The sequence below is a fragment of the Massilia sp. UMI-21 genome (assembly GCA_015277795.1).
Classification (GTDB): Bacteria; Pseudomonadota; Gammaproteobacteria; order Burkholderiales; family Burkholderiaceae_D; genus Telluria.
In genome coordinates, this window is the sequence record CP063848.1 from 4,089,284 (window position 1) to 4,110,010 (window position 20,727).

The 20,727-nt window shown below is 67.7% G+C and carries 17 protein-coding genes; 9 read left to right on the plus strand and 8 right to left on the minus strand.

From position 1 onward, the window contains the following. Positions 1–5: 5 nt before the first annotated feature. From IM543_18035 to IM543_18065, 7 genes are all read right to left on the minus strand, one after another. The gene (locus IM543_18035; protein ID QOY93441.1) at positions 6–1,253 is read right to left on the minus strand and encodes a glycosyltransferase family 1 protein; all 1,248 of its coding nucleotides are present in this window, start codon (positions 1,251–1,253) and stop codon (positions 6–8) included. A gap of 12 nt (positions 1,254–1,265) precedes the next feature. Next, positions 1,266–1,802, minus strand: a complete 537-nt coding sequence (locus IM543_18040) for a pyridoxamine 5'-phosphate oxidase family protein (protein ID QOY93442.1) — start codon at positions 1,800–1,802, stop codon at positions 1,266–1,268. A 103-nt stretch (positions 1,803–1,905) separates the two neighbouring features. After that, positions 1,906–2,352: a MarR family transcriptional regulator gene (locus tag IM543_18045; protein ID QOY93443.1), complete on the minus strand. Its 447-nt coding sequence runs from the start codon at positions 2,350–2,352 to the stop codon at positions 1,906–1,908. After that, a complete protein-coding gene (locus IM543_18050) occupies positions 2,339–3,238 on the minus strand; it encodes an alpha/beta fold hydrolase (protein ID QOY93444.1) in 900 nt (299 codons plus the stop codon). The genes IM543_18045 and IM543_18050 overlap by 14 nt, the downstream gene beginning before the upstream one ends. Before the next feature lie 77 nt (positions 3,239–3,315). Then, positions 3,316–4,383, minus strand: coding sequence for an SDR family oxidoreductase (locus IM543_18055; GenBank protein QOY93445.1), 1,068 nt, complete (start codon positions 4,381–4,383; stop codon positions 3,316–3,318). Between the two features lie 60 nt (positions 4,384–4,443). Continuing rightward, positions 4,444–4,914, minus strand: a complete 471-nt coding sequence (locus tag IM543_18060; protein ID QOY93446.1) for a DUF1854 domain-containing protein — start codon at positions 4,912–4,914, stop codon at positions 4,444–4,446. Positions 4,915–4,925: 11 nt separating this feature from the next. Then, positions 4,926–7,202, minus strand: coding sequence for an ABC transporter ATP-binding protein (locus tag IM543_18065; protein ID QOY93447.1), 2,277 nt, complete (start codon positions 7,200–7,202; stop codon positions 4,926–4,928). Positions 7,203–7,553: 351 nt separating this feature from the next. On the opposite strand from IM543_18065, the gene cphA (IM543_18070) reads away from it, so the two are divergent. The 6 genes from cphA (IM543_18070) to IM543_18095 all read left to right on the plus strand — a co-directional run bounded on the left by cphA (IM543_18070) (position 7,554) and on the right by IM543_18095 (position 17,727). Continuing rightward, on the plus strand, positions 7,554–9,740 hold the full coding sequence (gene cphA / locus IM543_18070; GenBank protein ID QOY93448.1) for a cyanophycin synthetase: 2,187 nt from the start codon (positions 7,554–7,556) through the stop codon (positions 9,738–9,740). A gap of 24 nt (positions 9,741–9,764) precedes the next feature. Then, complete coding sequence (gene cphA / locus IM543_18075; GenBank protein QOY93449.1) at positions 9,765–12,335, plus strand: cyanophycin synthetase; 2,571 nt, start codon at positions 9,765–9,767, stop codon at positions 12,333–12,335. Then, complete coding sequence (locus tag IM543_18080) at positions 12,335–13,189, plus strand: hypothetical protein (GenBank protein QOY93450.1); 855 nt, start codon at positions 12,335–12,337, stop codon at positions 13,187–13,189. The genes cphA (IM543_18075) and IM543_18080 overlap by 1 nt, the downstream gene beginning before the upstream one ends. A gap of 107 nt (positions 13,190–13,296) precedes the next feature. After that, positions 13,297–13,872, plus strand: a complete 576-nt coding sequence (locus tag IM543_18085) for a DUF3617 domain-containing protein (GenBank protein QOY93451.1) — start codon at positions 13,297–13,299, stop codon at positions 13,870–13,872. Positions 13,873–14,059: 187 nt separating this feature from the next. After that, positions 14,060–16,744: a DNA mismatch repair protein MutS gene (mutS, locus tag IM543_18090; GenBank protein ID QOY93452.1), complete on the plus strand. Its 2,685-nt coding sequence runs from the start codon at positions 14,060–14,062 to the stop codon at positions 16,742–16,744. After that, complete coding sequence (locus IM543_18095) at positions 16,744–17,727, plus strand: hypothetical protein (GenBank protein QOY93453.1); 984 nt, start codon at positions 16,744–16,746, stop codon at positions 17,725–17,727. The genes mutS and IM543_18095 overlap by 1 nt, the downstream gene beginning before the upstream one ends. Before the next feature lie 114 nt (positions 17,728–17,841). On the opposite strand, the gene IM543_18100 is transcribed toward IM543_18095, so the two are convergent. After that, a complete protein-coding gene (locus IM543_18100; protein QOY93454.1) occupies positions 17,842–18,375 on the minus strand; it encodes a peptidylprolyl isomerase in 534 nt (177 codons plus the stop codon). 92 nt (positions 18,376–18,467) lie between these two features. On the opposite strand from IM543_18100, the gene IM543_18105 reads away from it, so the two are divergent. The 3 genes from IM543_18105 (at position 18,468) to IM543_18115 (ending at position 20,657) form a co-directional block, all read left to right on the plus strand. Continuing rightward, on the plus strand, positions 18,468–19,589 hold the full coding sequence (locus IM543_18105; protein QOY93455.1) for a cupin domain-containing protein: 1,122 nt from the start codon (positions 18,468–18,470) through the stop codon (positions 19,587–19,589). A gap of 66 nt (positions 19,590–19,655) precedes the next feature. After that, on the plus strand, positions 19,656–20,117 hold the full coding sequence (locus IM543_18110) for a hypothetical protein (protein QOY96741.1): 462 nt from the start codon (positions 19,656–19,658) through the stop codon (positions 20,115–20,117). Between the two features lie 273 nt (positions 20,118–20,390). Then, positions 20,391–20,657, plus strand: coding sequence for a hypothetical protein (locus IM543_18115; GenBank protein ID QOY93456.1), 267 nt, complete (start codon positions 20,391–20,393; stop codon positions 20,655–20,657). Positions 20,658–20,727 lie beyond the last annotated feature (70 nt).

Sequence of the window (20,727 nt, forward strand, 5' to 3'; positions counted from 1 at the left end):
ACAGTTCACAAGGCAAGCGCCGCCAGCCGGTCGCACAGGGGCCCGAGCTCGGCGGGCGCGCACACCGCCGCGGCCCGGCGGCAGGCATCGGCCACCGCTTGATTATCGACGATTTTCGCCAGGCGTTTCCTGAGCCGCCCGGGCTGCAGGCGCGCGGCGCGCAGGCTGGCGCCGACACCCAGCGCCCGCACCCGCGCCGCATTGTCGAACTGGTCGTGCGCCAGCGGCACCACCAGTTGCGGCGTGCCGGCGCGCAGGGCTTCGGCCGTGGTGCCGATGCCGCCGTGGTGGACCAGGGCCGCCACGTGCGGGAGCAGCGCACGCAAGGGCAGGTAGTCGCGCCACAGCGCTGGCGTCGGCAGGTGGGCCGGCAGCTGCGCGCGGTGGGGCGTGAGCAGGATGGCGCGCGCGCCGAGCCGCGCGCAGGCGTCCAGGGCGCAGTGGAAGTAATGCGCGGCCTGGCGGTTGCCGGTGCCCGGCGTGAACACCACCGGCGGCGCGCCTCCTTCAATGAAGCGCGCCACGTCGGGCGGGAGCGCGTCCTGGGGGGACGGGTCGTACAGGGGAAAGCCGGTGCGCAGCAGCGGCTGAGGCCAGTCGGGCTGGGTGGGCGCGAACCATTCCGGGAACAGGGTCACCGACAGGTCCGGCACGTTCACGATGAAATCGATCAGGTCGCCCACCGGCGCCAGCCCATGCGCGGCGCGCGCGGCGTTCAGGCTGGGCAAGGCGACCGGATCGATCAGGGCCTCGCCCAGCCGGCGCCACAGCCAGCGGCGTGCGCCCGGCGGCACCCAGCGCGGCACGGGATATGGCCCCAGCAGCAGCGGATCGTGCACGGTCGGCAGGTTCGACGGCGCCAGGTAGGCCGCCGCCACCTTCAGGCCGGGCCGGGCCGCGCGGCACAGGTCCGCTTCGGGCAGGGCCAGCGGATGCACCAGCAGCACGATGCGCTCGTCCGGCGGCAGCGCCGCGACCCAGGCGGGAATGCGCGCCATCGCCGGACGCGTCGCATTCCAGACCACGGCCAGGCCGCGCGTCGGGTGCCACAGGTCGGGATGGTCGAGCACCGCCTCGTCGGCCGGCAGGCCGTGGAAAGGCAGGCCGGTGGGCGCCACGAAGGGCGCGTGCTGCTCCGGGCCGAGCATGCTGACGCGCTGGCCACGGTCGCGCAGCGCCAGCGCCACCCGCATGAAGGGGAACAGGTCGCCGGCCGAGCCGATGCTGACGACGACGAAATGGAGCGTGGACATCGCCCGCTTCGCTCAGAAGCTGAGCGTACCCTCGATCGAATCGTCGAGGGTCTTGCCCAGCACCGCGCCGACCACCACCTTGGCCCCGGCCACCGCGTCGCCGTGCTTGTTGTCCCAGTAGTAGCCGCGGCGCGGAATCACCCGGATGGCGGTGATGCGCGGGTCGTCCTCGCCTTCGGTGAACCAGGTCTTGAGCATGAAGTTCCACAGCTCCTTGATGCGGCGGCGATCCGTGATCACCTCGGCATAGCCTTCCAGTTCGAGGAAACCGGCATGGGCATTTTTCTGGAAGTACAGCTTGACCGCCGGATTGGCGGCGATTTCAGCGTTCTTGTGGCTGTCGCCGGCACTCAGGAACCACAGTTGCCCGGCGTCGTCGGCCTCGCGCACGCTCATCGGCCGCACGCCCCGGCTCGGCCCGACGCCGCCATGGGTGACGAAGAAGCAGCTGTCGGCATCCTGCGCCATGTCCTTGAGGCGCTGCGCGGCCTCCTGGCCGCTCAGGTCGAGGCGGTTCTGTTCCGGCTGATTGCGGTTGATCGAGTCCATGGCGTCTCCCGTATGGTTTGGCGGATGGGACGACTCTAGCTGTTCCGTGCTCGCAGGTATGTGGGCGCGCGTACATTGGACGCTACTTGACGCCCGGCGCAGGCTAGCGCGGCCCCGCGTCCGGCTCCAGCGCGGCGGCCCGAGCCAGCCAGCGCGCCACGATCTGCAGCTCCGCCGGCGTGAATCCTTCGGCCAGCCGGGCATTCAGTTCCACCAGCACCGCGCCGGCCCGCGCACTCGCCTCGCGGCCGCTACCGGTCATGCGCAGGCGCGTCAGGCGCGCGTCCTGCTCATCGGCCACGCGTTCGAGCATGCCGGCTGCCTGCATGCGCTTGGACAGGTTGGTCACGGCGGCCGGCGCCACGCCCAGTTCACCGGCAATCTCGCCGACCGCCGCCGGCTGCCCCTGGCGCGAGCGCAGCACGAACAACAGGCCGACCTGGGCGGCGCTGATGCCTTCCCAGGATTCGGGGCGCGCCTCGATCCAGCGCTGCAGCGCGCGTTGGGCGCGGCCCAGCAGCTGAACGAAGCGCGGTCTAGCGGCCGCCATGGTGCGCTCGCTGCTGTTCGTCCTGGTGCTGGACCTGGGCCAGCAGCCAGCCGCCTACTTCCTTCCACAGCCCGGCCTCGCAGCGGCGGCGGAAGAAACCCATGTGCCCGACCGCCGGCACCCCGGCCTCGCGCGGGTGGACGGTGTGACGGTGGACCGGCGCGTTGACCAGGTGCGACACCAGCATGTCCACCGCCTGCGGATTGGCCCAGGGATCGTCGCTGAAGCCGAGCACCAGCAGCGGGGTCGTGACCCGCGCCATGCGCCCGGCCGCGTCGACGGCGGGGTCGTCGAAGAAATAGCGCGGCAGCGCGGTCCAGCCGGCCCACTGCAGCATGACCCCGCGCGGCAGGTCTTCGCCCAGGCCGATGCGGCGCCCCGGCATGTAGCCGAACAGCGCGCACAGCAGCGGCGCCAGCACCCGCAGCACGAAGCGCACGCGCAGCCGTTCGAAGCGGCCGCGCACGCCGTGGCTGGCCCCGGCATGCGAGGCGACCAGCACCGCGGCCGCCAGCGACGCCGTGTGTGGCGACAGGCCGATCGCATGGCCGCCCACGCTGTGGCCGACCGCCAGCAGCGGCAGTCCGGGGAAGCGCTCCTCGATCCAGCGCATGACGGCCGCCACATCGCGGTCGATCCAGTCCGACATGCTGGCCTGGAAGCCGCGCAGGCTGCGCGGGCGCGAGCGCCCGGTGCCGCGGTAATCGTAGGTGAGCACGTTGAACCCGAGCCCGGCCAGGTAGCCGGCGAAGGGTGCATAGAACCCTTGCGTCACCGCCGTCGCCGGGTGCAGCACGACGGTGGCGACGGCGCCGGGCACGGTCCAGCAGCTGGCCCCGAGGGCGACGCCATCGATGGCGGAAATCGAAAAGTGGTCCGGAACCATGGTGCGGAATTAGTTAACGTGTTAACTAATTTAGCACCGCCGCGCCGCCGCGGCAAGCGGCGGCAGCGACCTTCCATTCAAGGAATCAGGCGCGCCGCGCGCAGCTGGGCGAACAGGTCGAAGAACGAGTCGTCGGTGGCCTGGTAGGCCGAAAACCCGAGCTTGCGGCTGCGCGCCATGTCGGTCATCACCTCGATCGGGCGGCCCAGATCGAGGTCGGTATGCCAGGGCGAGGCCAGGCGGTCGAGATCGGATTCGAGCAGTCCGTGGCGGCCGGCGATGTCGCGCCACAGGGCATGGTCGTTCGCCATGGCCGCTTCGAGCGGCTGTACCGTGCCGCTGAAGCCGGCGGCCTGCACGCCGAACCAGTCGGCGATGCGCCCCCACAGCCAGCTCCAGCGGAACAGGTCGCCGTTGACGATATTGAAGGCTTCGTTGCGCGCGGCGTCGGTATCGGCCGCCCACACGAGCTGCCGGGCCAACATGCGCGCATCGGTCACGTCGGACAGGCCGTTCCACTGCGCGCCGGAACCGGGGAACTGGAACGGGCGCCCGGTCTCCTTGCAGATACTGGCGTATACCGCCAGCGTGGTGCCGAGGTTCATCGCATTGCCGACCGCCATGCCGACGATCGTATGCGGGCGGTGGATGCTCCAGGTGAAGCGGTCGCGCGCGGCCGCCGCGTACACCTCGTCTTCCTGCGCGTAATAGAAATTCTCGACGGGCAGGCGCGGCTGGCTTTCGCGCAGCGGCGTGTCCGGCAGCGTGCCGGCGGCAGCATAGGCCTCGAACGGGCCGAGGTAGTGCTTCAGGCCGGTGACCAGGGCGACGTGGCGCAGCGTTTTTCGATCCGACAGCGCGGACAGCAGGTTGCGCACCATCGCCGCATTGACGCGGATGTTCTCGCTCTCCGTGGCCTGGCGCATCCAGGTGGTGATGAAGACGTGGGTCGGCGCCACGTCCTTCAGCGCGGCGGCCAGGCCCGCTTCGTCGAGCAGGTCGGCCGCGACCGGGATCAGCCCCGGGATGTCGCTGCCGGGCCGGCGCGCCAGGCCGTAGACCGTCCAGCCCTCCGCCAGCAGCGCGCGCGCCGTGTGATTCCCACCGATGCCGCTTGCGCCCACGACCAGTGCAGTCCGTTGCATTGCCTTCTCCCGTTCATGTCAAAGGAAAACGGTAGCACGGATGCGTCGAAACGGCGCGTCTTACAGGAAGCGGTCCAGGATCTTGCGGCTGTGCTTGTCGATATGGAACATGTCGCGCACCAGGAAGTTGATGCCGTGGCTGTCCGAGATCAGCAGCGAGGCTTCGCCGATGCGGCGGATGTCCTCGTCCACCTTCAGCACGAACTCGGTGTCGCCGCGGTCGGTCCGCACATACCAGGTGCAGGGCGTGGCGAAGCTCGACACCTCCTTGATGTGCTCGATCTCGGGGATGAACTCGCGCCCCTCGATCTCTTCCTGGATCAGGTGCCGGACCTGTTCCGGCAGCGTGTCCAGGTCGTCGATCCAGGCCACTTCCTTGCCGCCCTCGCGCACCATCGAAATGCCGCGCGTGGGCGCCTGGATCGGGAAGGCGCGCACCGGGATCACGCCCAGGTGCTCCTCGCCCTCAGGGGTGGTCAAGACCAGTTTGCCGAACGCATCGCGGCGCAGTTGAAAAGTCGTCGTCATCATTCGTCCCGCATTCATTCAACATCGTCCGGATCCTGGTCCACGTTGCGCGCCTGCGCTTCGTAGAGGCGGTGGTAGGCGCCCTCGCGCGCCATCAGGACATCGTGGCTACCCTCTTCCACCACCACGCCGCGGTCCAGCACCACCAGGCGGTCGGCCCGGTGCAGCGTGGACAGGCGGTGCGCGATGGCGATCGTGGTGCGGCCCTGCACCAGGTTGTCGAGCGCCTTCTGGATTTCCTTCTCGGTCTCCGAGTCCACCGAGGACGTCGCCTCGTCCAGGATCAGGATCGGCGGGTCGATCAGCAGCGCGCGCGCGATCGAGATACGCTGGCGCTCGCCGCCCGACAGGCCCTGGCCGCGCTCGCCCACCATCGAATCGTAGCCCTGCGGCAGGCGCAGGATGAACTCGTGGGCGTGGGCGGCGCGCGCCGCCGCGATGATCTCTTCGCGGGTGGCGCCCGGCTTGCCGTAGGCGATGTTCTCGGCGATGGTGCCGAAGAACAGGAAGGGCTCCTGCAGCACCAGGCCGATGTGGCGACGGTAGTCGGCCACCGCGAAACTGCGGATGTCGGTCCCGTCGAGCAGGATCGCACCTTCGGCCACGTCGTAGAAGCGGCAGATCAGGTTCACCAGCGTGCTCTTGCCCGAGCCCGAATGGCCGACCAGGCCGACCATCTCGCCGGCCTTGATCTTCAGCGAAATGCCGCGGTTCACGGCCCGGTTGCCGTAGCGGAAACCGACTTCGCGCAGCTCGATGTTGCCGGCCACCTTGTCGACCCGCACCGGGTTGGCCGGGTCCGGCACGCTCGAGACGTGATCGAGGATGTCGAAGATGCGCTTGGCGGCCGAGGCCGATTTCTGGGTCACCGACACGATGCGGCTCATCGAGTCGAGCTTGACGTAGAAACGGCCGCTGTAGGCGATGAAGGCGGTCAGGGTGCCCACCGTGATGTCGCCCTGCGACACCTGCCAGATGCCGAAGCACCAGATCACCAGCAGGCCCATTTCGGTCAGCAGCGAGACGGTGGGCGAGAACAGCGACCAGACCTTGTTCAACTTGTCGTTGACGGCCAAATTGTGCTTGTTCGCTTCGCGGAAACGCGCCGCTTCGCGCTTCTCCTGGGCGAAGGCCTTGACCACCCGGATGCCGGGAATGGTATCGGCCAGCACGTTGGTGACCTCGCCCCAGACCCGGTCGATCTTCTCGAAGCCGGTGCGCAGCCTGTCGCGCACCACGTGGATCATCCAGGCGATGAACGGCAGCGGCACCAGCGTCACCAGTGCCAGCCAGGGGTTCATGGAAAACAGGATCACGCCCGTCATGATGATCAGGAGGACGTCCGACAGGAAGTCGAGCAGGTGCAGCGACAGGAACACGCTGATCCGGTCCGAACCGCTGCCGATGCGCGACATCAGGTCGCCGGTGCGCTTGCCGCCGAAGTATTCCAGCGACAGGCGCAGCAGGTGTTCGTAGGTGGTCGAGCGCAAGTCGGCGCTGATGCGCTCGGAGGCCAGCGCCAGCACGTAGGTCTTGCCCCAGCCCAGCGCCCAGGCCAGCATCGCCGCGCCGAACAGGCCGCCCATGTACAGGTAGACCAGCGCGGTGTCGATGGTCTCGCCGTTCTGGTACGGAATCAACACGTTGTCCATCAGCGGCTTGGTCAGGTAAGGCGGAATCATGTGCGCGCCGGTCGAGCCGAGCATCAGCAGGAAGCCGACCAGCAGCTGGCCCTTGTAGGGCCGGGCGAAGCGCCACAAACGGAACAGGGTCCAGGTGGACGGCGGCGTGTGCAGCACCTTGGCGCACACCGCGCATTCGGCGTCGTCGGCCTCGAGCGGCGCCTTGCAGCTTGGGCAACTGTGCTGGTCCGGCAAGCTCACCGGCACGCCGCTCACGGCGCTCTTGAGCTGTTCGACGAAATGGTCGACCACCCGGATCGCCCCCAGGTTCTGGCCCAGGGTGAAGCGCCAGGCCGCCAGCAGGCCCTCGGCATCGACCAGCTCCAGGTGGCCGACGCCGGCATGGTCGTGGTGGCGCAGGGCCAGCCCGGGACGGTAGGCCCAGTCGCGCCAGGCGTCTTCGCCCGGGGCCTTGGCCAGCAGGCGGCGGCTGGTCACCACCACCAGGCCTTTCTTGAAACGTAATTTCGTATCGAGGTCAACCTCGACGCTGCCTAAAACGTTTTCCCCTGGTGCAAGCTGTTTCGTAACGTCATTTTGCCAATGTTGGGGCAACACGGCGGCGGCGACCGCCAGGGACGACGGAATAGCAAGTTGTTGAGTTGTCATGGTTTGCGCCCGAGATCAGGCATGGGTTCTGGTGGGAGCTAGCAATGCGGCAAATGCGGCTACAAGCAGTCATGTAGCTACAAGCAGTAAATAGCAGCTTGGCACGGGACTGCCGGAATGCCTGTTTGGATCAAACGCTCCACAAACAGGCTTAACGTTTCTGCGTATCTTTTGGATGACAGGAATAGTCCCGCTAGGAAAAAAAGCAAGCGGCGCGGTAATTTCGGGCCAGCAAGTAAACCTGATGTGCGCTGCGGAAAGCCGACTCGGGCTACCGTGAGTAACAGGCAGGCAACCAAAGGTAAAGACGGCGGCGCGCAGGACGCCCGCAGCCGGCAAAGACATTTTTTCATGAACAAGAAGAACGACATCAAGTTCCTCCGCGTGAACCACCTGCGCGGCCCGAACATCTGGACCTACCGACCGGTAATCGAGGCCTGGCTCGACATCGGCGAGCTCGAAGACTTCCCGTCCAACACCCTGCCCGGCTTCGCCGAGCGCCTGGCCGCCTGGCTCCCGGGCCTGGTCGAACACCATTGCGGCGTCGGCCACCGCGGCGGCTTCCTGGAGCGCCTGCGCGACGGCACCTGGGCCGGCCACATCCTCGAGCATGTCGTGCTCGAGTTGCAGAACATGGCCGGCATGAAGACCGGCTTCGGCAAGACCCGCTCGACCGGCCGGCGCGGCGTCTACAAGATGGCCTTCCGCACCCGCGACGAAGTCGTCGGCCGCGCCGCCCTCGATGCCGGCCACCGGCTCATGATGGCGGCCATCAACGACACCCCGTTCGACATGGCCGCCACCGTGCAGCACCTGACAAGCCTGGTGGACCGCTACTGCCTGGGCCCGTCGACCGCGCACATCGTCGACGCCGCCACCGAACGCCGCATTCCCGCGATCCGCCTCACCGAAGGCAACCTGGTGCAGCTCGGCCATGGCGCCGCCCAGCGCCGCATCTGGACCGCCGAGACCGACCGCACCAGCGCCATCGGCGAAGGCATCGCCAGCGACAAGGACCTGACCAAGACCCTGCTCGCCTCCTGCGGCGTGCCGGTGCCGGAAGGCGCCCTGGTGCGCAGCGCCGAACAGGCCTGGGAAGAAGCCCAGGACATCGGCCTGCCGGTCGTGGTCAAGCCGGTCGACGGCAACCACGGGCGCGGCGTGACGCTCAACCTGATGACCGAAGCCGATATCGTCGCCGCCTACGCGATCGCCTCGCACGAGGGCGACAGCAAGTCGGTGCTGGTCGAGCGCTTCATCCCCGGCAACGAGCACCGCCTGCTGGTGGTGGGCCGCGAGGTGGTGGCCGCCGCCCGCGGCGAGTCGCTGTGGGCCGTGGGCGACGGCAAGCAGACCGTGAGCCAGCTGTGCGACAGCCAGATCAACACCGATCCGCGTCGCGGCGAAAGCGAGGAATTCCCGCTCGGCCCCGTCCGGCCGCACGAAAGCGAAGAAATCATGCTCGACCTGAAGCGCCAGGGTCTCACGCCGGAATCCGTACCGCAGCCCGGACAGAAGGTGCTGATCCAGGTGAACGGCAACGTCGCCGACGACGTCACCGACCTGGTCCATCCTTCGGTCGCGCACGCGGCGGCGCTGGCCGCGCGCATCGTCGGCCTGGACGTGGCCGGCATCGACCTGGTGTGCGAGGACATCTCGCGTCCACTGGAAGAACAGCGCGGCGCGATCATCGAAGTCAATTCGAGCCCGGGCCTGCTGGCCCACATCAAGCCGGCCAGCGGCCAGCCGCGCAACGTCGGCAAGGCCATCATCGATCACCTGTTCGGCGAAGGCCAGGACGACAACGACGGCCGCATCCCGGTGGTCGGCGTCACCGGCACGCTCGGCACCAGCCTGATCGCGCGCCTGGTGGGCTGCCTGGTCCACATCACCGGCAAGCATGTCGGCGTGGCCAACGGCGAGGGCCTGTACCTCGACGCGCGCGAAGTTTCCAGCCGCGATGCGACCGGCTTCGAGGCCGGCCAGCGCCTCCTGATCAACCGCACCGTGCAGACCGCCGTGTTCGAGTCGAACGCGCGCTCGATCCTGCTCGAAGGCCTGCCCTACGACCGCTGCCTGGTCGGCATCGTCACCGACATGGAAGGCCTGGACGGCCTGGCCGATCTCCACATCCAGGACCAGGACGGCCTGCGCAACGTGATCCGCAGCCAGGTCGACGTGATCCTGCCGGAAGGCGCGGCCGTGCTGAACGCCGCCAACGACGCGGTGGCGGCGCTGGCCGAACTGTCGGACGGGCGCGTGATCTTCTATGCGCTCGACGAGCACAACCCGGTGGTGGCGGCGCACCGCGCGGCCGGCGAGCGCGTCGTGTTCGTGCGCGACAATCGCATCACCCTGGCCGAAGGCGGCATCGAGACCGCGCTGCTCGACCTGGCCCGGATCCCGCCGGCGACGGTGAAGCATCCGGACAGCGTGCTGGCGGCGGTGGCCGCGGCCTGGGCGCTGGGCGTGCCCACCGACCTGATCTGCGGCGGCCTGCGTGCGTTCGACGCCACGCCGAAGAAACCGACTCACTAACAAGACTGAAAAGACTGAAGGTTTATGGAAGTATCTCGCGTACGGGCCCTGCGTGGTCCCAACCTCTGGAGCCATCACACCTCGGTGGAAGCGATCGTCGCCTGCACCCTTGACGAAGAATCGGTCGGCGACCTGCCCGGCTTCGCGACGCGCCTGCGCGCCCGCTTCCCGCAACTGGGCCACCTGCAGCCCTACGGCCACGACGACAGGGTCCCGATGGCCCAGGTGCTCGAGCGCGTCGCGCTGGTGCTGCAGGCCGAAGCCGGCTGCCCGGTCACCTTCAGCCGTACCACCGCCACGCTGGAGCGCGGCATCTACCAGGTGGTGGTCGAGTACAGCGAGGAAGACGTCGGCCGCCTGGCATTGGCGCTGGCCCGGGAACTGATCGATGCGGCCCGCCAGGACGCCGCCTTCGACCTGGACGCCGCCCTGGCGCGCCTGCGCGAACTGGACGAGGACGTGCGCCTCGGCCCCTCCACCGGCGCCATCGTGCAGGCTGCAGTCAGCCGCAACATTCCGTTCCGCCGCCTGACCGAGGGCAGCCTGGTGCAGTTCGGCTGGGGCAGCCGCCAGCGCCGCATCCAGGCAGCCGAGATCGACGCCACCGGCGCGATCGCCGAAACCATCGCCCAGGACAAGGAGCTGACCAAGAAGCTGCTCGACGCCGCCGGCGTGCCGGTGCCGATGGGCCGCGGCGTGCGCGACCCGGAGGACGCCTGGGCGGCGGCACTGGAAGTCGGCCTGCCGGTCGTGATCAAGCCGAAGGACGGCAACCAGGGCAAGGGCGTGACCGTCAACGTCACGACGAAAGAACAGCTGACGGCGGGCTTCCATGCCGCGTCGGAATTCCGCGACGACATCCTGGTCGAGCGCTACCTGCCGGGCCACGACTACCGCGTGCTGGTCATCGGCGACAAGCTGGTGGCGGCGGCACGCCGCGACCCGCCCCAGGTGGTGGGCGACGGCGTGCACAGCGTGCGCGAGCTGGTCGAGCAGGTCAACAAGGACCCGCGCCGCGGCGACGGCCATGCCACCTCGCTGACCAAGATCCGCTTCGACGACATCGCCCTGGCCACGCTCGCCAAGCACGGCATGAACGCCGACTCGGTGCCCAGCCACGGCCAGCGCGTGGTGCTGCGCAATAACGCCAACCTGTCGACCGGCGGCAGCGCCACCGACGTCACCGACGACGTCCATCCGGAGGTCGCCGAGCGCTGCATCGCGGCCGCCCACATGATCGGCCTGGACATCTGCGGCGTCGACCTGGTGTGCGACAGCGTCCTGAAACCCATCGAAGAGCAGCACGGCGGCATCGTCGAGGTCAACGCCGCGCCGGGCCTGCGCATGCACCTGTCGCCTTCGTTCGGCAAGCCCCGCCCGATCGGCGAAGCCATCGTCTCGACCCTGTTCAAGGACGGCGAGGACGGCCGCATCCCGGTGGTGGCCGTGACCGGCACCAACGGCAAGACCACCACCGTGCGCCTGATCGCGCACCTGCTCACCGCCTCCGGCCTGCGCACCGGCATGACCAACACCGATGGCGTCTACATCGAAGGCCGCCGCATCGACAGCGGCGACTGCTCGGGCCCGCGCAGCGCGCGCAACGTGCTGCTGCACCCGGACGTCGACGCGGCCGTGTTCGAGACCGCGCGCGGCGGCCTGCTGCGCGAAGGCCTGGCCTTCGACCGCTGCCAGGTGGCGGTGGTGACCAACATCGGCGCCGGCGACCACCTCGGCCTGAACTACATCACCACCCTGGAAGACCTGGCGGTGCTCAAGCGCGTGATCGTGCAGAACGTGGCGGAGGGCGGCGTGGCCGTGCTGAACGCGGCCGATCCGACCGTGGCCGCCATGGCCGAGACCACCCGCGGCGACGTCACCTTCTTCGCGCTCGACGTCGGCAACCCGGTCATGGCGATGCACCGCGCCCAGGGCCGGCGCGTGGTCTTCGTCGAAGACAATCAGCTGGTCGCGGCCGAGGGCAAGTTCGAGCAGCGCGTGCCGCTGGGCGAAGTGCCGATCACCCGCAACGGCGCGGTCGGCTTCCAGGTCGAGAACGTGATGGCGTCGGTGGCCGCCGCCTGGGGCGTGGGCATCGCCTGGGACAAGATCCGCGTCGGCCTGAAGACCTTCGTGGGCGAGAGCGACAACGCGCCGGGCCGCTTCAATGTGTTCGACTACCGGGGCGCCACCGTGATCGCCGACTACGGCCACAACCCGGACGCGATCGCCGCCCTGGTCAACGCCGTGGAAAGCATGCCGGGCAAGCGCCGCTCGGTGGTGATCAGCGGCGCCGGCGACCGCCGCGACCAGGACATCAGCGAGCAGACCGCGATCCTCGGCAAGGCTTTTGATGAGGTGCTGCTGTACCAGGACCAGTGCCAGCGCGGCCGCGCCGACGGCGAGGTCATCGCGCTCCTGCGCAAAGGCCTCGATGGCGCCACCCGCACCAGCCACGTGGAAGAGATAAACGGCGAATTCGTCGCCATCGACCGCGCGCTGTCGCGCCTGGACACCGGCGACCTGTGCCTGATCCTGATCGACCAGGTGGACGCGGCGCTGGCGCACATCGCGCAGCGCGTGGCCGAGGGCTGATGCCTGGTTCCATGCAGTCCCATGTGCCGGCGCTGCCGGCCATGGGGGTTGTCACGCTGCTGCGGGCCTTGTTCAAGCGTCCGCAGCGTCCCCTTCCTTCGGCGCTGCCGGAACTGGTCACCGAATATCGCCTCGACCGCTTGCCGCTGGAAGAGATTGCGCGTTACCGCGCGGCCTTCGCTTTCCCGGGTGAGCACATTCCGCTGACCTGGTGGTACCTGCCGGCCCAGCGCGCCCACCTGGCGACCATGCTCGACCGGCGCTTTCCTTTCCGGATCGCTGGCCTGGTCCACATGGAGAATACGCTCGAGGAGTTCGGCCCTGTCGCACCCGATCAGCCGCTGCTGCTGCGCACCGTGCTGCGCCTGCTGCCGCCCTCGTCCAGCGGTGCCTTGCGCTGCGTGCTCGAGACGAACGGCAGCGCCGACGACGCGCCGGTGTTCGCCTGCAGCAGCACCTACCTGATCCGACGGGGCGAACGCGGTGGGGCAAAGCCGGCGGAGGCCGCCCTTGCGCCGTCCGGCGCAGCGCTGGCGCAATGGACGCTGGACGCTGCGGCAGGCCGCCGCTATGCCCGCCTGTCCGGCGACTGGAATCCGATCCACCTGTACCGCTGGAGCGCGCGCCTGATGGGCATGCGGACGCCGATCATCCATGGCATGCACACGCTGGCGAAGGCCTGTGCAGCGCTCGAACACGACGGCGACCGCCAGGCGATTCGCATCAGTTGCCGCTTTCGCGCACCGATCACGCTGGGCAGCCTGGTTACTTTACGCAGGACCTCCGGCGCAGGTGAATTCGTGGTGGAAGCGGCGGCCAAACCCGCGCTGACCGGAACTTGCACGTTGGCGTGACACTTCCTTCCCCGGACCACACCCGGACGCGGAGTCGGGCCGGCAGTATAAATACCGCAACGAATCGACTACACTGGCCACTGCTGCCTATCCTTTCAGGAGAAACCATGAGAACGAGACTGATTGCACTCCCCCTCTTTGCGCTTGCCGGCATCTGCGCCTCCAACGCAGCGGCGCAACAGGTCAACATCAAGCCTGGACTGTGGCAGTTCGACATGACCATGCCCGGCCAGGCCAAAGGCAATCCGATGGCGGCCTACGTGGGACAAATGAAAGAGCAGATGGCCTCGATGCCGCCCGAGCAGCGCAAGCGGATCGCATCGACGCTGGCCGAACTGGAGGCGCGAGGGACGGAATTCACGAGCGAAGGCGTACGCACGAAAACCTGCGTCACGCGGGAAAACCTCGCCAACCTGGACTTCCTCGGCAACAAGGGAACGGAGTCGTGCACGCGCAAGGCATCGCCGCTGCCTGGCGGCATGCAAGTGAGCATGCACTGCACGCGTCCTCGGATGAGCATCGAGGCGAGCCTGAAATACCAAGGGGAGAAAGCCTACACCTTCGAGTCGCTGACAACCGTGACAGGTCCGGACGGAAAGCCAATGACCCACAAAACCAGCGGCTCCGGCAAATGGCTGAGCAGCGACTGCGGCAAGATCAAGCCGACTTCGGTCGCCGAGTGACAGGCGAAGCCAGGGTTCGCCTGCGCGGAGGACGTGGAACGTGGAATGTGGGACGTGGGACGTGGGGCGGGGCAAGCGGCACGAGATCCGGCCGGCTTGTCCGTTTTATACAGCGCCCGCCCACCCGATCGCGGTAAAATGACGAGCCCTGGCCCAGCACCCGCCCGCCGCACCGAATCACACAGAAATGAACGCTCCTAACGAAATCAACGCCGCCGCCATCAAGAGCAGCCCGGCGGAAAAAGTCACTCCCATGATGCAGCAATACCTGCGCATCAAGGCCGATTACCCCTCCATGCTGGTGTTCTACCGCATGGGCGATTTCTACGAGCTGTTCCACGACGACGCCGAGAAGGCGGCGCGCATCCTCGGCATCACGCTGACGGCGCGCGGCAGCGCGAACGGCCAGCCGATCAGGATGTGCGGCGTGCCCTTCCACTCGCTGGACGGTTACCTGGCCAAGCTGGTGAAAATCGGCGAATCCTGCGCGATTTGCGAGCAGATCGGCGACCCGGCCCTGTCCAAGGGCCCGGTCGAGCGCAAGGTGGTGCGCGTGGTCACGCCGGGCACCCTGACCGACAGCGACCTGCTGCCGGAAAAGGCCGATCGCCCGCTGCTGGCCATGTGCATGCTCCCCCAGCGCAAGAACCTCAGCGTCGGCCTGGCCTGGCTGTCGCTGGCCAGCGGCGTGCTGCGCCTGATGGAGTTCTCGGGCGACGCGCGCGCCGTCGAGGCCCGCCTCGCGCACGAGCTCGAACGCATCTCGCCGGCCGAGATCCTGCGCGCCGAATGCGGCAACGGCGGCGCCGACCTGTTCGAATCCGAGCCGGTCGCGCACACCAACCGGGTGCCGGAATGGCACTTCGACGTGCTCAAGGGCCACCAGGCGCTGTTGGAGCAGCTGGGCGTGGCCACCCTCACCGGTTTCGGCGCGGACGGCCTGGGCGCGGCCTTCGGTGCGGCCGGCGCGCTGCTGCGCTACGCGCAATCGACCCAGGGACGCGGGCTGCAGCACGTGAAGAGCCTGGCCTGTGAACAGGAAAACGAATACATCGGCCTCGACGCGGCGACGCGCCGCAACCTGGAACTGACCGAGACCATCCGCGGCCAGGAAGCGCCGACCCTGTTCTCGCTGCTGGACGGCTGCCGCACCGCGATGGGTTCGCGCATGCTGCGCCACTGGCTGCACCATGCGCGCCGCAACCAGGGCGTGGCGCGCGCGCGCCATGAGGCGATCGCGGCGCTGGCCCGGCTTGACGCCACCCACGGCCTGTCCGCCACGCTGGCGAACGTGCCCGACATCGAGCGCATCACCACCCGCATCGCCCTGCTGTCGGCGCGCCCGCGCGACCTGTCCTGCCTGCGCGACGGCCTGAAGCAGTTGCCGGCCCTGTGCGAAGGGGTGGCGCGCTGTTTCGTCCCCGGCGACACCAGCCTGCTGCGCGAGATCCACGCGCTGCTGTCCCCGCCCGATGCCTGCGTCGACCTGCTCAGCCGCGCGATCATGGAAGAACCGAGCGTGATGGTGCGCGACGGCGGCGTGTTCGCACGCGGCTTCGACGCCGAACTGGACGAACTGCGCGCGCTGTCCGAGAACGCCGGCCAGTTCCTGGTCGACCTGGAAACGCGCGAGCGCGCCCGTACCGGCATCGCCAACCTGCGCGTCGAGTACAACCGCGTGCACGGCTTCTACATCGAAGTCACCAACGGCCAGGCCGACAAGGTGCCGGAAGACTACCGCCGCCGCCAGACCCTGAAGAACTGCGAACGTTACATCACGCCCGAACTCAAGGCCTTCGAGGACAAGGCGCTGTCGGCCCAGGACCGCGCGCTGGCGCGCGAGAAGATGCTGTACGACCAGCTTCTTGGCGAGCTCGCGCCCTTCATCGGCTGCCTGCAGTCGATCGCCGGCGGCCTGGCGCAGCTCGACACCCTGGTGGCGCTGACCAGCCACGCGGTGCGCAACAACTGGTGCGCGCCGCAACTGGTGGACGAGCCCTGCCTGAACATCGTCGAAGGCCGCCATCCGGTGGTGGAGAACCAGATCGAGCGCTTCATCGCCAACGACTGCCGCCTGGCGGACGAGCGCCGCATGCTGCTGATCACCGGCCCGAACATGGGCGGTAAGTCGACCTTCATGCGCCAGGTCGCCCTGATCACCTTGCTGGCCTACGTCGGCAGCTACGTGCCGGCCACCAGCGCCGTCATCGGCCCGATCGACCGCATCTTCACCCGCATCGGCGCCAGCGACGACCTGGCCAACGGCCGTTCGACCTTCATGGTCGAGATGACCGAGTCGGCGGCCATCCTCAACGGCGCCACCGAACAGTCCCTGGTGCTGATGGACGAAGTGGGCCGCGGCACCTCGACCTTCGACGGCCTGGCGCTGGCCTGGGCCATCGCGCGCCACCTGATCGAGAGCAGCCGCAGCTTCACGCTGTTCGCGACCCATTACTTCGAACTCACCCAACTGCCCGAGGCCCACCCGAGCGCGGTCAACGTGCACCTGTCGGCGGTCGAGCACAAGGACAGCATCGTGTTCCTGCACGCGGTGCAGGACGGCCCGGCCTCGCAGAGCTACGGCTTGCAGGTGGCGCAACTGGCCGGCGTGCCCCCGGCCGTGATCCGCGCCGCGCGCAAGCACCTGGCGCGGCTGGAATCGCAGGCGCTGGACGCGACGCCGCAGCTCGACCTGTTCGCCGCGCCCGCCGACGACCGCGACGAGGCGCCGGCGGCAATGCCCGAGACCGATGGCGCGCAGGACCCACAGCGGAGCGAGCTGAAAGACGCCCTGGCCGCGATCGACCCGGACGCCTTGACGCCGCGTGAAGCACTCGAGCGGCTCTACGAGCTGAAACGGCTCGCGGCCTGATGCCGGCGCGCCGTCCCCTCCTCCTGGCCGGCCTGCTCGCGGCCGCCCTGGTCGCGGCGCCGGCCGGCGCGCACGACAAGAAGAGGGAGAAGGAGAAGGAGAAAATCAGCGCGCAAGACCCCGACGCGCACCGCTTCGCCGTGGCCGGCCACCGCGCGGCCGAGGGCGGCGAGGCGGCGCTCGAGGAGGTACTGCAGGAAGCCAAGGACAAAGACCTGGCCTTCCTGGTCGTCACCGGCATCAAGGGGGCCGATGAAAGCTGCGGCGACCGCCTCTACCAGCGGCGGCGCGCCCTGTTTGACAAGGCCAGGCGCCCCGTCATGCTGTCCCTGAGCGGCAACGACTGGACCGGCTGCCGCAACTCGGCCGGCCGCACGAATGCCATCGAACGCCTGAACCGGCTGCGCGAGCTGTTCTACGCCGAGCCGGAATCGCTCGGCAAGCGCAAGCTTCCGGTAACCCGCCTGTCGAGCAGCCCGCGCTTTCGCAGCTACGCCGAGAACGCCCACTGGCAGGTCGGCAAGGTGCTGTACGCCAGCATCAACCTGCCGGCAGTCAACAACCACTATCTGGCGGCCGCCGGGCGCAACAGCGAGTACGAGGACCGGGCGGTGGCCAACCGCTTCTGGCTCAACCGCCTGTTCGCGATCGCCCGGCAGGACAAGGTCGATGCGGTGGTGCTGTTTTCAGAAGGGAATATGCGCCCGCTCCTGGAGCCGGCCAACGGCCTGCGCGCGCTGCTGCAGCGGACACCCACCGCGCACGACGGCTTCGCCGACACGCGGCGCCAGGTGCAGATGCAGGCGGCAAAGTTCAAGGGCCAGGTACTGGTGGTCGACAGCGCCGGGCTGCCGAAGGAGGCGCGTCCGGCGATCGCTTGGCGCGGCAACCTGGGGCACTTGTCGGTCGGCGCGCACGTGGTGGCGCTGCGGGTGGCGGGCAAGGGGGAGAATGTGTTCAGCCTGGGAGAGGCCGTGCGCTGAGCGCCGAGCGGGCATGCCGGCGGCTGCCCGACGAGGCCGGGTCCCGGCCAAAGCCGGGACCGGGTTTCCTGCGCGAACCCGCAGCGCAGCAGCGCGCCGCAGGCAATCGGTACATTACAGCGGCTTGGTGCGGAAGTGGTCGCCCTCTTCGCTGTCGCCCATCTCTTCGTGATGGTGGCCGTGCGCGCCATGCACGTGGCCGTGGGCGATCTCTTCGGCGGTGGCTTCGCGCACGTCGATTACCGACAGGTCGAAACGCAGCGCCATGCCGGCCAGCGGGTGGTTGCCGTCCAGGACCACCTTGTCGTCCGCGATGTCGGTCACGGTGAAGATGGTCGGTTCGTCGTCCACGCCTTCGGCCACGCCTTCGAACTGCATGCCGACTTCGAGCGGCTCCGGCAGGCGCTTGCGGTCTTCGACCTTGACCAGCTCGGAATCGTAGTCGCCGAAGGCATCTTCCGGCTCGACCTGGATCGTCGACGAATAGCCGGTTTCCTTACCGTCGAGTTCTTCTTCGATCTTCGGCAGAGTGTTCTCGTAGCCGCCGTGCAGGTACACCATCGGCTGGGAGCCCTCTTCGATCAGGTTGTTCTGGGCGTCCGACAGCTTGTAGTTGACCGACACGACCGTATTCTTGGCAATCTTCATCGCAGATCCTTTCGTTGTAAGCCCCGGATTATACCCTCACCAGGCGGGGGCACCTTTGGCTAGCTTACCTCGCAGGCTGGTTATAATGGCGCATGAAAAAATTACAGCTTCTCGGGAACATTACTCCCGCCCAGTTCCTGCGCGATTACTGGCACAAGAAACCGCTGCTGATCCGCCAGGCCGTCCCCGGCTTCAAGCCCCTGCTCACGTTCGAAAAACTGGCCGAGCTCGCGCGCCAGAACCACGTCGAGTCGCGCCTGGTTTCCCTGCGTGACGGCCAGTGGGACATGCAGCACGGTCCGCTCACCGAACTGCCGGCGCGCAGCGAGCGCGAATGGACCATGCTGGTCCAGGGCGTCAACCTGGCCGACGCGCGCGCCGACGAGCTGCTGCGCCAGTTCCGCTTCGTGCCGGACGCCAGGCTCGACGACCTGATGGTGAGCTTCGCCACCGACGGCGGCGGCGTCGGTCCGCACTTCGATTCCTACGACGTATTCCTGCTGCAGGCCCAGGGCAGGCGCCGCTGGCGCATCAGCGCGCAACAGGATCTCGACCTGGTCGAAGGCCTGCCGCTCAAGATCCTGGCCAACTTCGAGGCGGAAGAAGAGTTCGTGCTGGAACCGGGCGACATGCTCTACCTGCCGCCGCACTACGCCCACGACGGCGTGGCCGAAGGCGAATGCATGACCTACTCGATCGGCTTCCGCTCGCCCTCGTTCCAGGAACTGGGCGAAGCCTTCCTGCAGTTCATGGCCGATTCGATCGACCTGCCCGGCCGCTATGCCGACCCGGACCTGCAACACAGCAAGAACCCGGCCGAGATCCCGCGCGCGATGCTGTCCACCGTCACCGAAGAACTGAACAAGGTGCGCTGGGACGAGGAAGACGTGACGATCTTCCTGGGCGAACACCTGTCCGAGCCCAAGCACAACGTGTTCTTCACCGGTCCGGCCAAGCCGCTGACGGTCGGCCGCTTCATGGAGACCGCCGGCAAAAAGGGCCTGAAGCTGTCGAGCAAGACCCTGATGCTCTACCGCGGCAAGAACGTCTTCATCAACGGCGAGTCCTTCGCCGTCGGCCGCGCCGACAAGGCGGTGCTGGATGTCCTGGCCAACGAGCGGCGCATCGGCGGGGCCTTGCTGGCCAGCGCCACCGACGACGTGCTCGAAGCGCTGTACACCTGGTACCAGGACGGCTGGATCGAACTCGGCTGACAATGAAGTAAAGCGCCGCAAGGAGCGGGAGGGACCATGCAGGAGCAGACCACTGGCGGGCAAGCGATGCGTTTCGACACCCGGCTGGCGTTCGAGGCGCAGTTTCGCGCCTGCCTGGCCGCCGCCCACGCCCGCCTCGACCTGTTCGATCCGGACTTCGCGGTCTTCCCGCTGGGCGCGAGCGACGTCGATGCGGCGCTGCGCGCCTTTCTCGGGCGCGGCGGCACGCTGCGCCTGGCAATGCATACGCCCGCCCATATCGAGCGCCATTACCCGCGCTTCCTGCGCCTGCTGCGCGACTACGGCCACGCCGTGGTTTGCCGGGCGACTCCCACCAGCCTGCGCCAGCTCACCGATTCGTTCTGCATCGTGGACGAAGACCACGTCCTGCGTCGTTTCCACAGCGCGCACATGCGCGGCGAACTGGCCTTGGCGTCGCCAGAGGCGGTGAAGTTGCCGCGCGATCGCTTCGACGCGATCTGGGAAGCATCAATTCTCACTTTGGCGTCAACCAGAACCGGCCTGTGAACGTTAAAGGAAAGCCAATCTCTGGTGAGTTTTCATTGCGGTAGCAACTTGTAACAAACTAAATTTTGTTAAGTCGCAAATAACTTTCGCTAGAGCATGAGTTCGCTATTGCGATTCAGTAAATTTGGCTATAATATCAGGTCAGGAAGGATCCGTTGCCTAACTGGCAGTCTTGCTTTTTCCTAAAAAAGCACGAGAATTCCTCTGAGCAATAATTACCGGTAATTATTATTCAAACAAGCTGTACTTACTTTTGAAATATTAAGGAAAATCATGAAAAAATCCCTGCTGATCGTTTCCCTGATGGCCGTCGCTCTGGCAGCTTGCAGCAAGAAAGAAGAAGCCGCTCCGGTCGCTCCGGCTGCTGTCGAAGCACCAGCTGCAACCGACGCAACCGTCGCTCCAGCCATGACCGACGCAACCGTCGCCGCTCCGGCTGACGCTGCTGCTGCTGCCGCTTCGGAAGCTGCTTCGCAAGCTGCTGACGCAGCTGCTGCCGCTTCGGACGCTGCTTCGCAAGCTGCTGAAGCAACCAAGTAATCAGCACACTCTGATTCAAAACCGGCCTGCGGGCCGGTTTTTTTTCGCCGGTACGCTGCGTGCGCCGCCG

Coding starts and splice junctions, on each gene's coding strand:
- IM543_18035 (QOY93441.1), bottom strand. CDS start 1,253: ATGTCCACGCTCCATTTCGTCGTCGTCAGCATCGGCTCGGCCGGCGAC.
- IM543_18040 (QOY93442.1), bottom strand. CDS start 1,802: ATGGACTCGATCAACCGCAATCAGCCGGAACAGAACCGCCTCGACCTG.
- IM543_18045 (QOY93443.1), bottom strand. CDS start 2,352: ATGGCGGCCGCTAGACCGCGCTTCGTTCAGCTGCTGGGCCGCGCCCAA.
- IM543_18050 (QOY93444.1), bottom strand. CDS start 3,238: ATGGTTCCGGACCACTTTTCGATTTCCGCCATCGATGGCGTCGCCCTC.
- IM543_18055 (QOY93445.1), bottom strand. CDS start 4,383: ATGCAACGGACTGCACTGGTCGTGGGCGCAAGCGGCATCGGTGGGAAT.
- IM543_18060 (QOY93446.1), bottom strand. CDS start 4,914: ATGATGACGACGACTTTTCAACTGCGCCGCGATGCGTTCGGCAAACTG.
- IM543_18065 (QOY93447.1), bottom strand. CDS start 7,202: ATGACAACTCAACAACTTGCTATTCCGTCGTCCCTGGCGGTCGCCGCC.
- cphA (QOY93448.1), top strand. CDS start 7,554: ATGAACAAGAAGAACGACATCAAGTTCCTCCGCGTGAACCACCTGCGC.
- cphA (QOY93449.1), top strand. CDS start 9,765: ATGGAAGTATCTCGCGTACGGGCCCTGCGTGGTCCCAACCTCTGGAGC.
- IM543_18080 (QOY93450.1), top strand. CDS start 12,335: ATGCCTGGTTCCATGCAGTCCCATGTGCCGGCGCTGCCGGCCATGGGG.
- IM543_18085 (QOY93451.1), top strand. CDS start 13,297: ATGAGAACGAGACTGATTGCACTCCCCCTCTTTGCGCTTGCCGGCATC.
- mutS (QOY93452.1), top strand. CDS start 14,060: ATGAACGCTCCTAACGAAATCAACGCCGCCGCCATCAAGAGCAGCCCG.
- IM543_18095 (QOY93453.1), top strand. CDS start 16,744: ATGCCGGCGCGCCGTCCCCTCCTCCTGGCCGGCCTGCTCGCGGCCGCC.
- IM543_18100 (QOY93454.1), bottom strand. CDS start 18,375: ATGAAGATTGCCAAGAATACGGTCGTGTCGGTCAACTACAAGCTGTCG.
- IM543_18105 (QOY93455.1), top strand. CDS start 18,468: ATGAAAAAATTACAGCTTCTCGGGAACATTACTCCCGCCCAGTTCCTG.
- IM543_18110 (QOY96741.1), top strand. CDS start 19,656: ATGCGTTTCGACACCCGGCTGGCGTTCGAGGCGCAGTTTCGCGCCTGC.
- IM543_18115 (QOY93456.1), top strand. CDS start 20,391: ATGAAAAAATCCCTGCTGATCGTTTCCCTGATGGCCGTCGCTCTGGCA.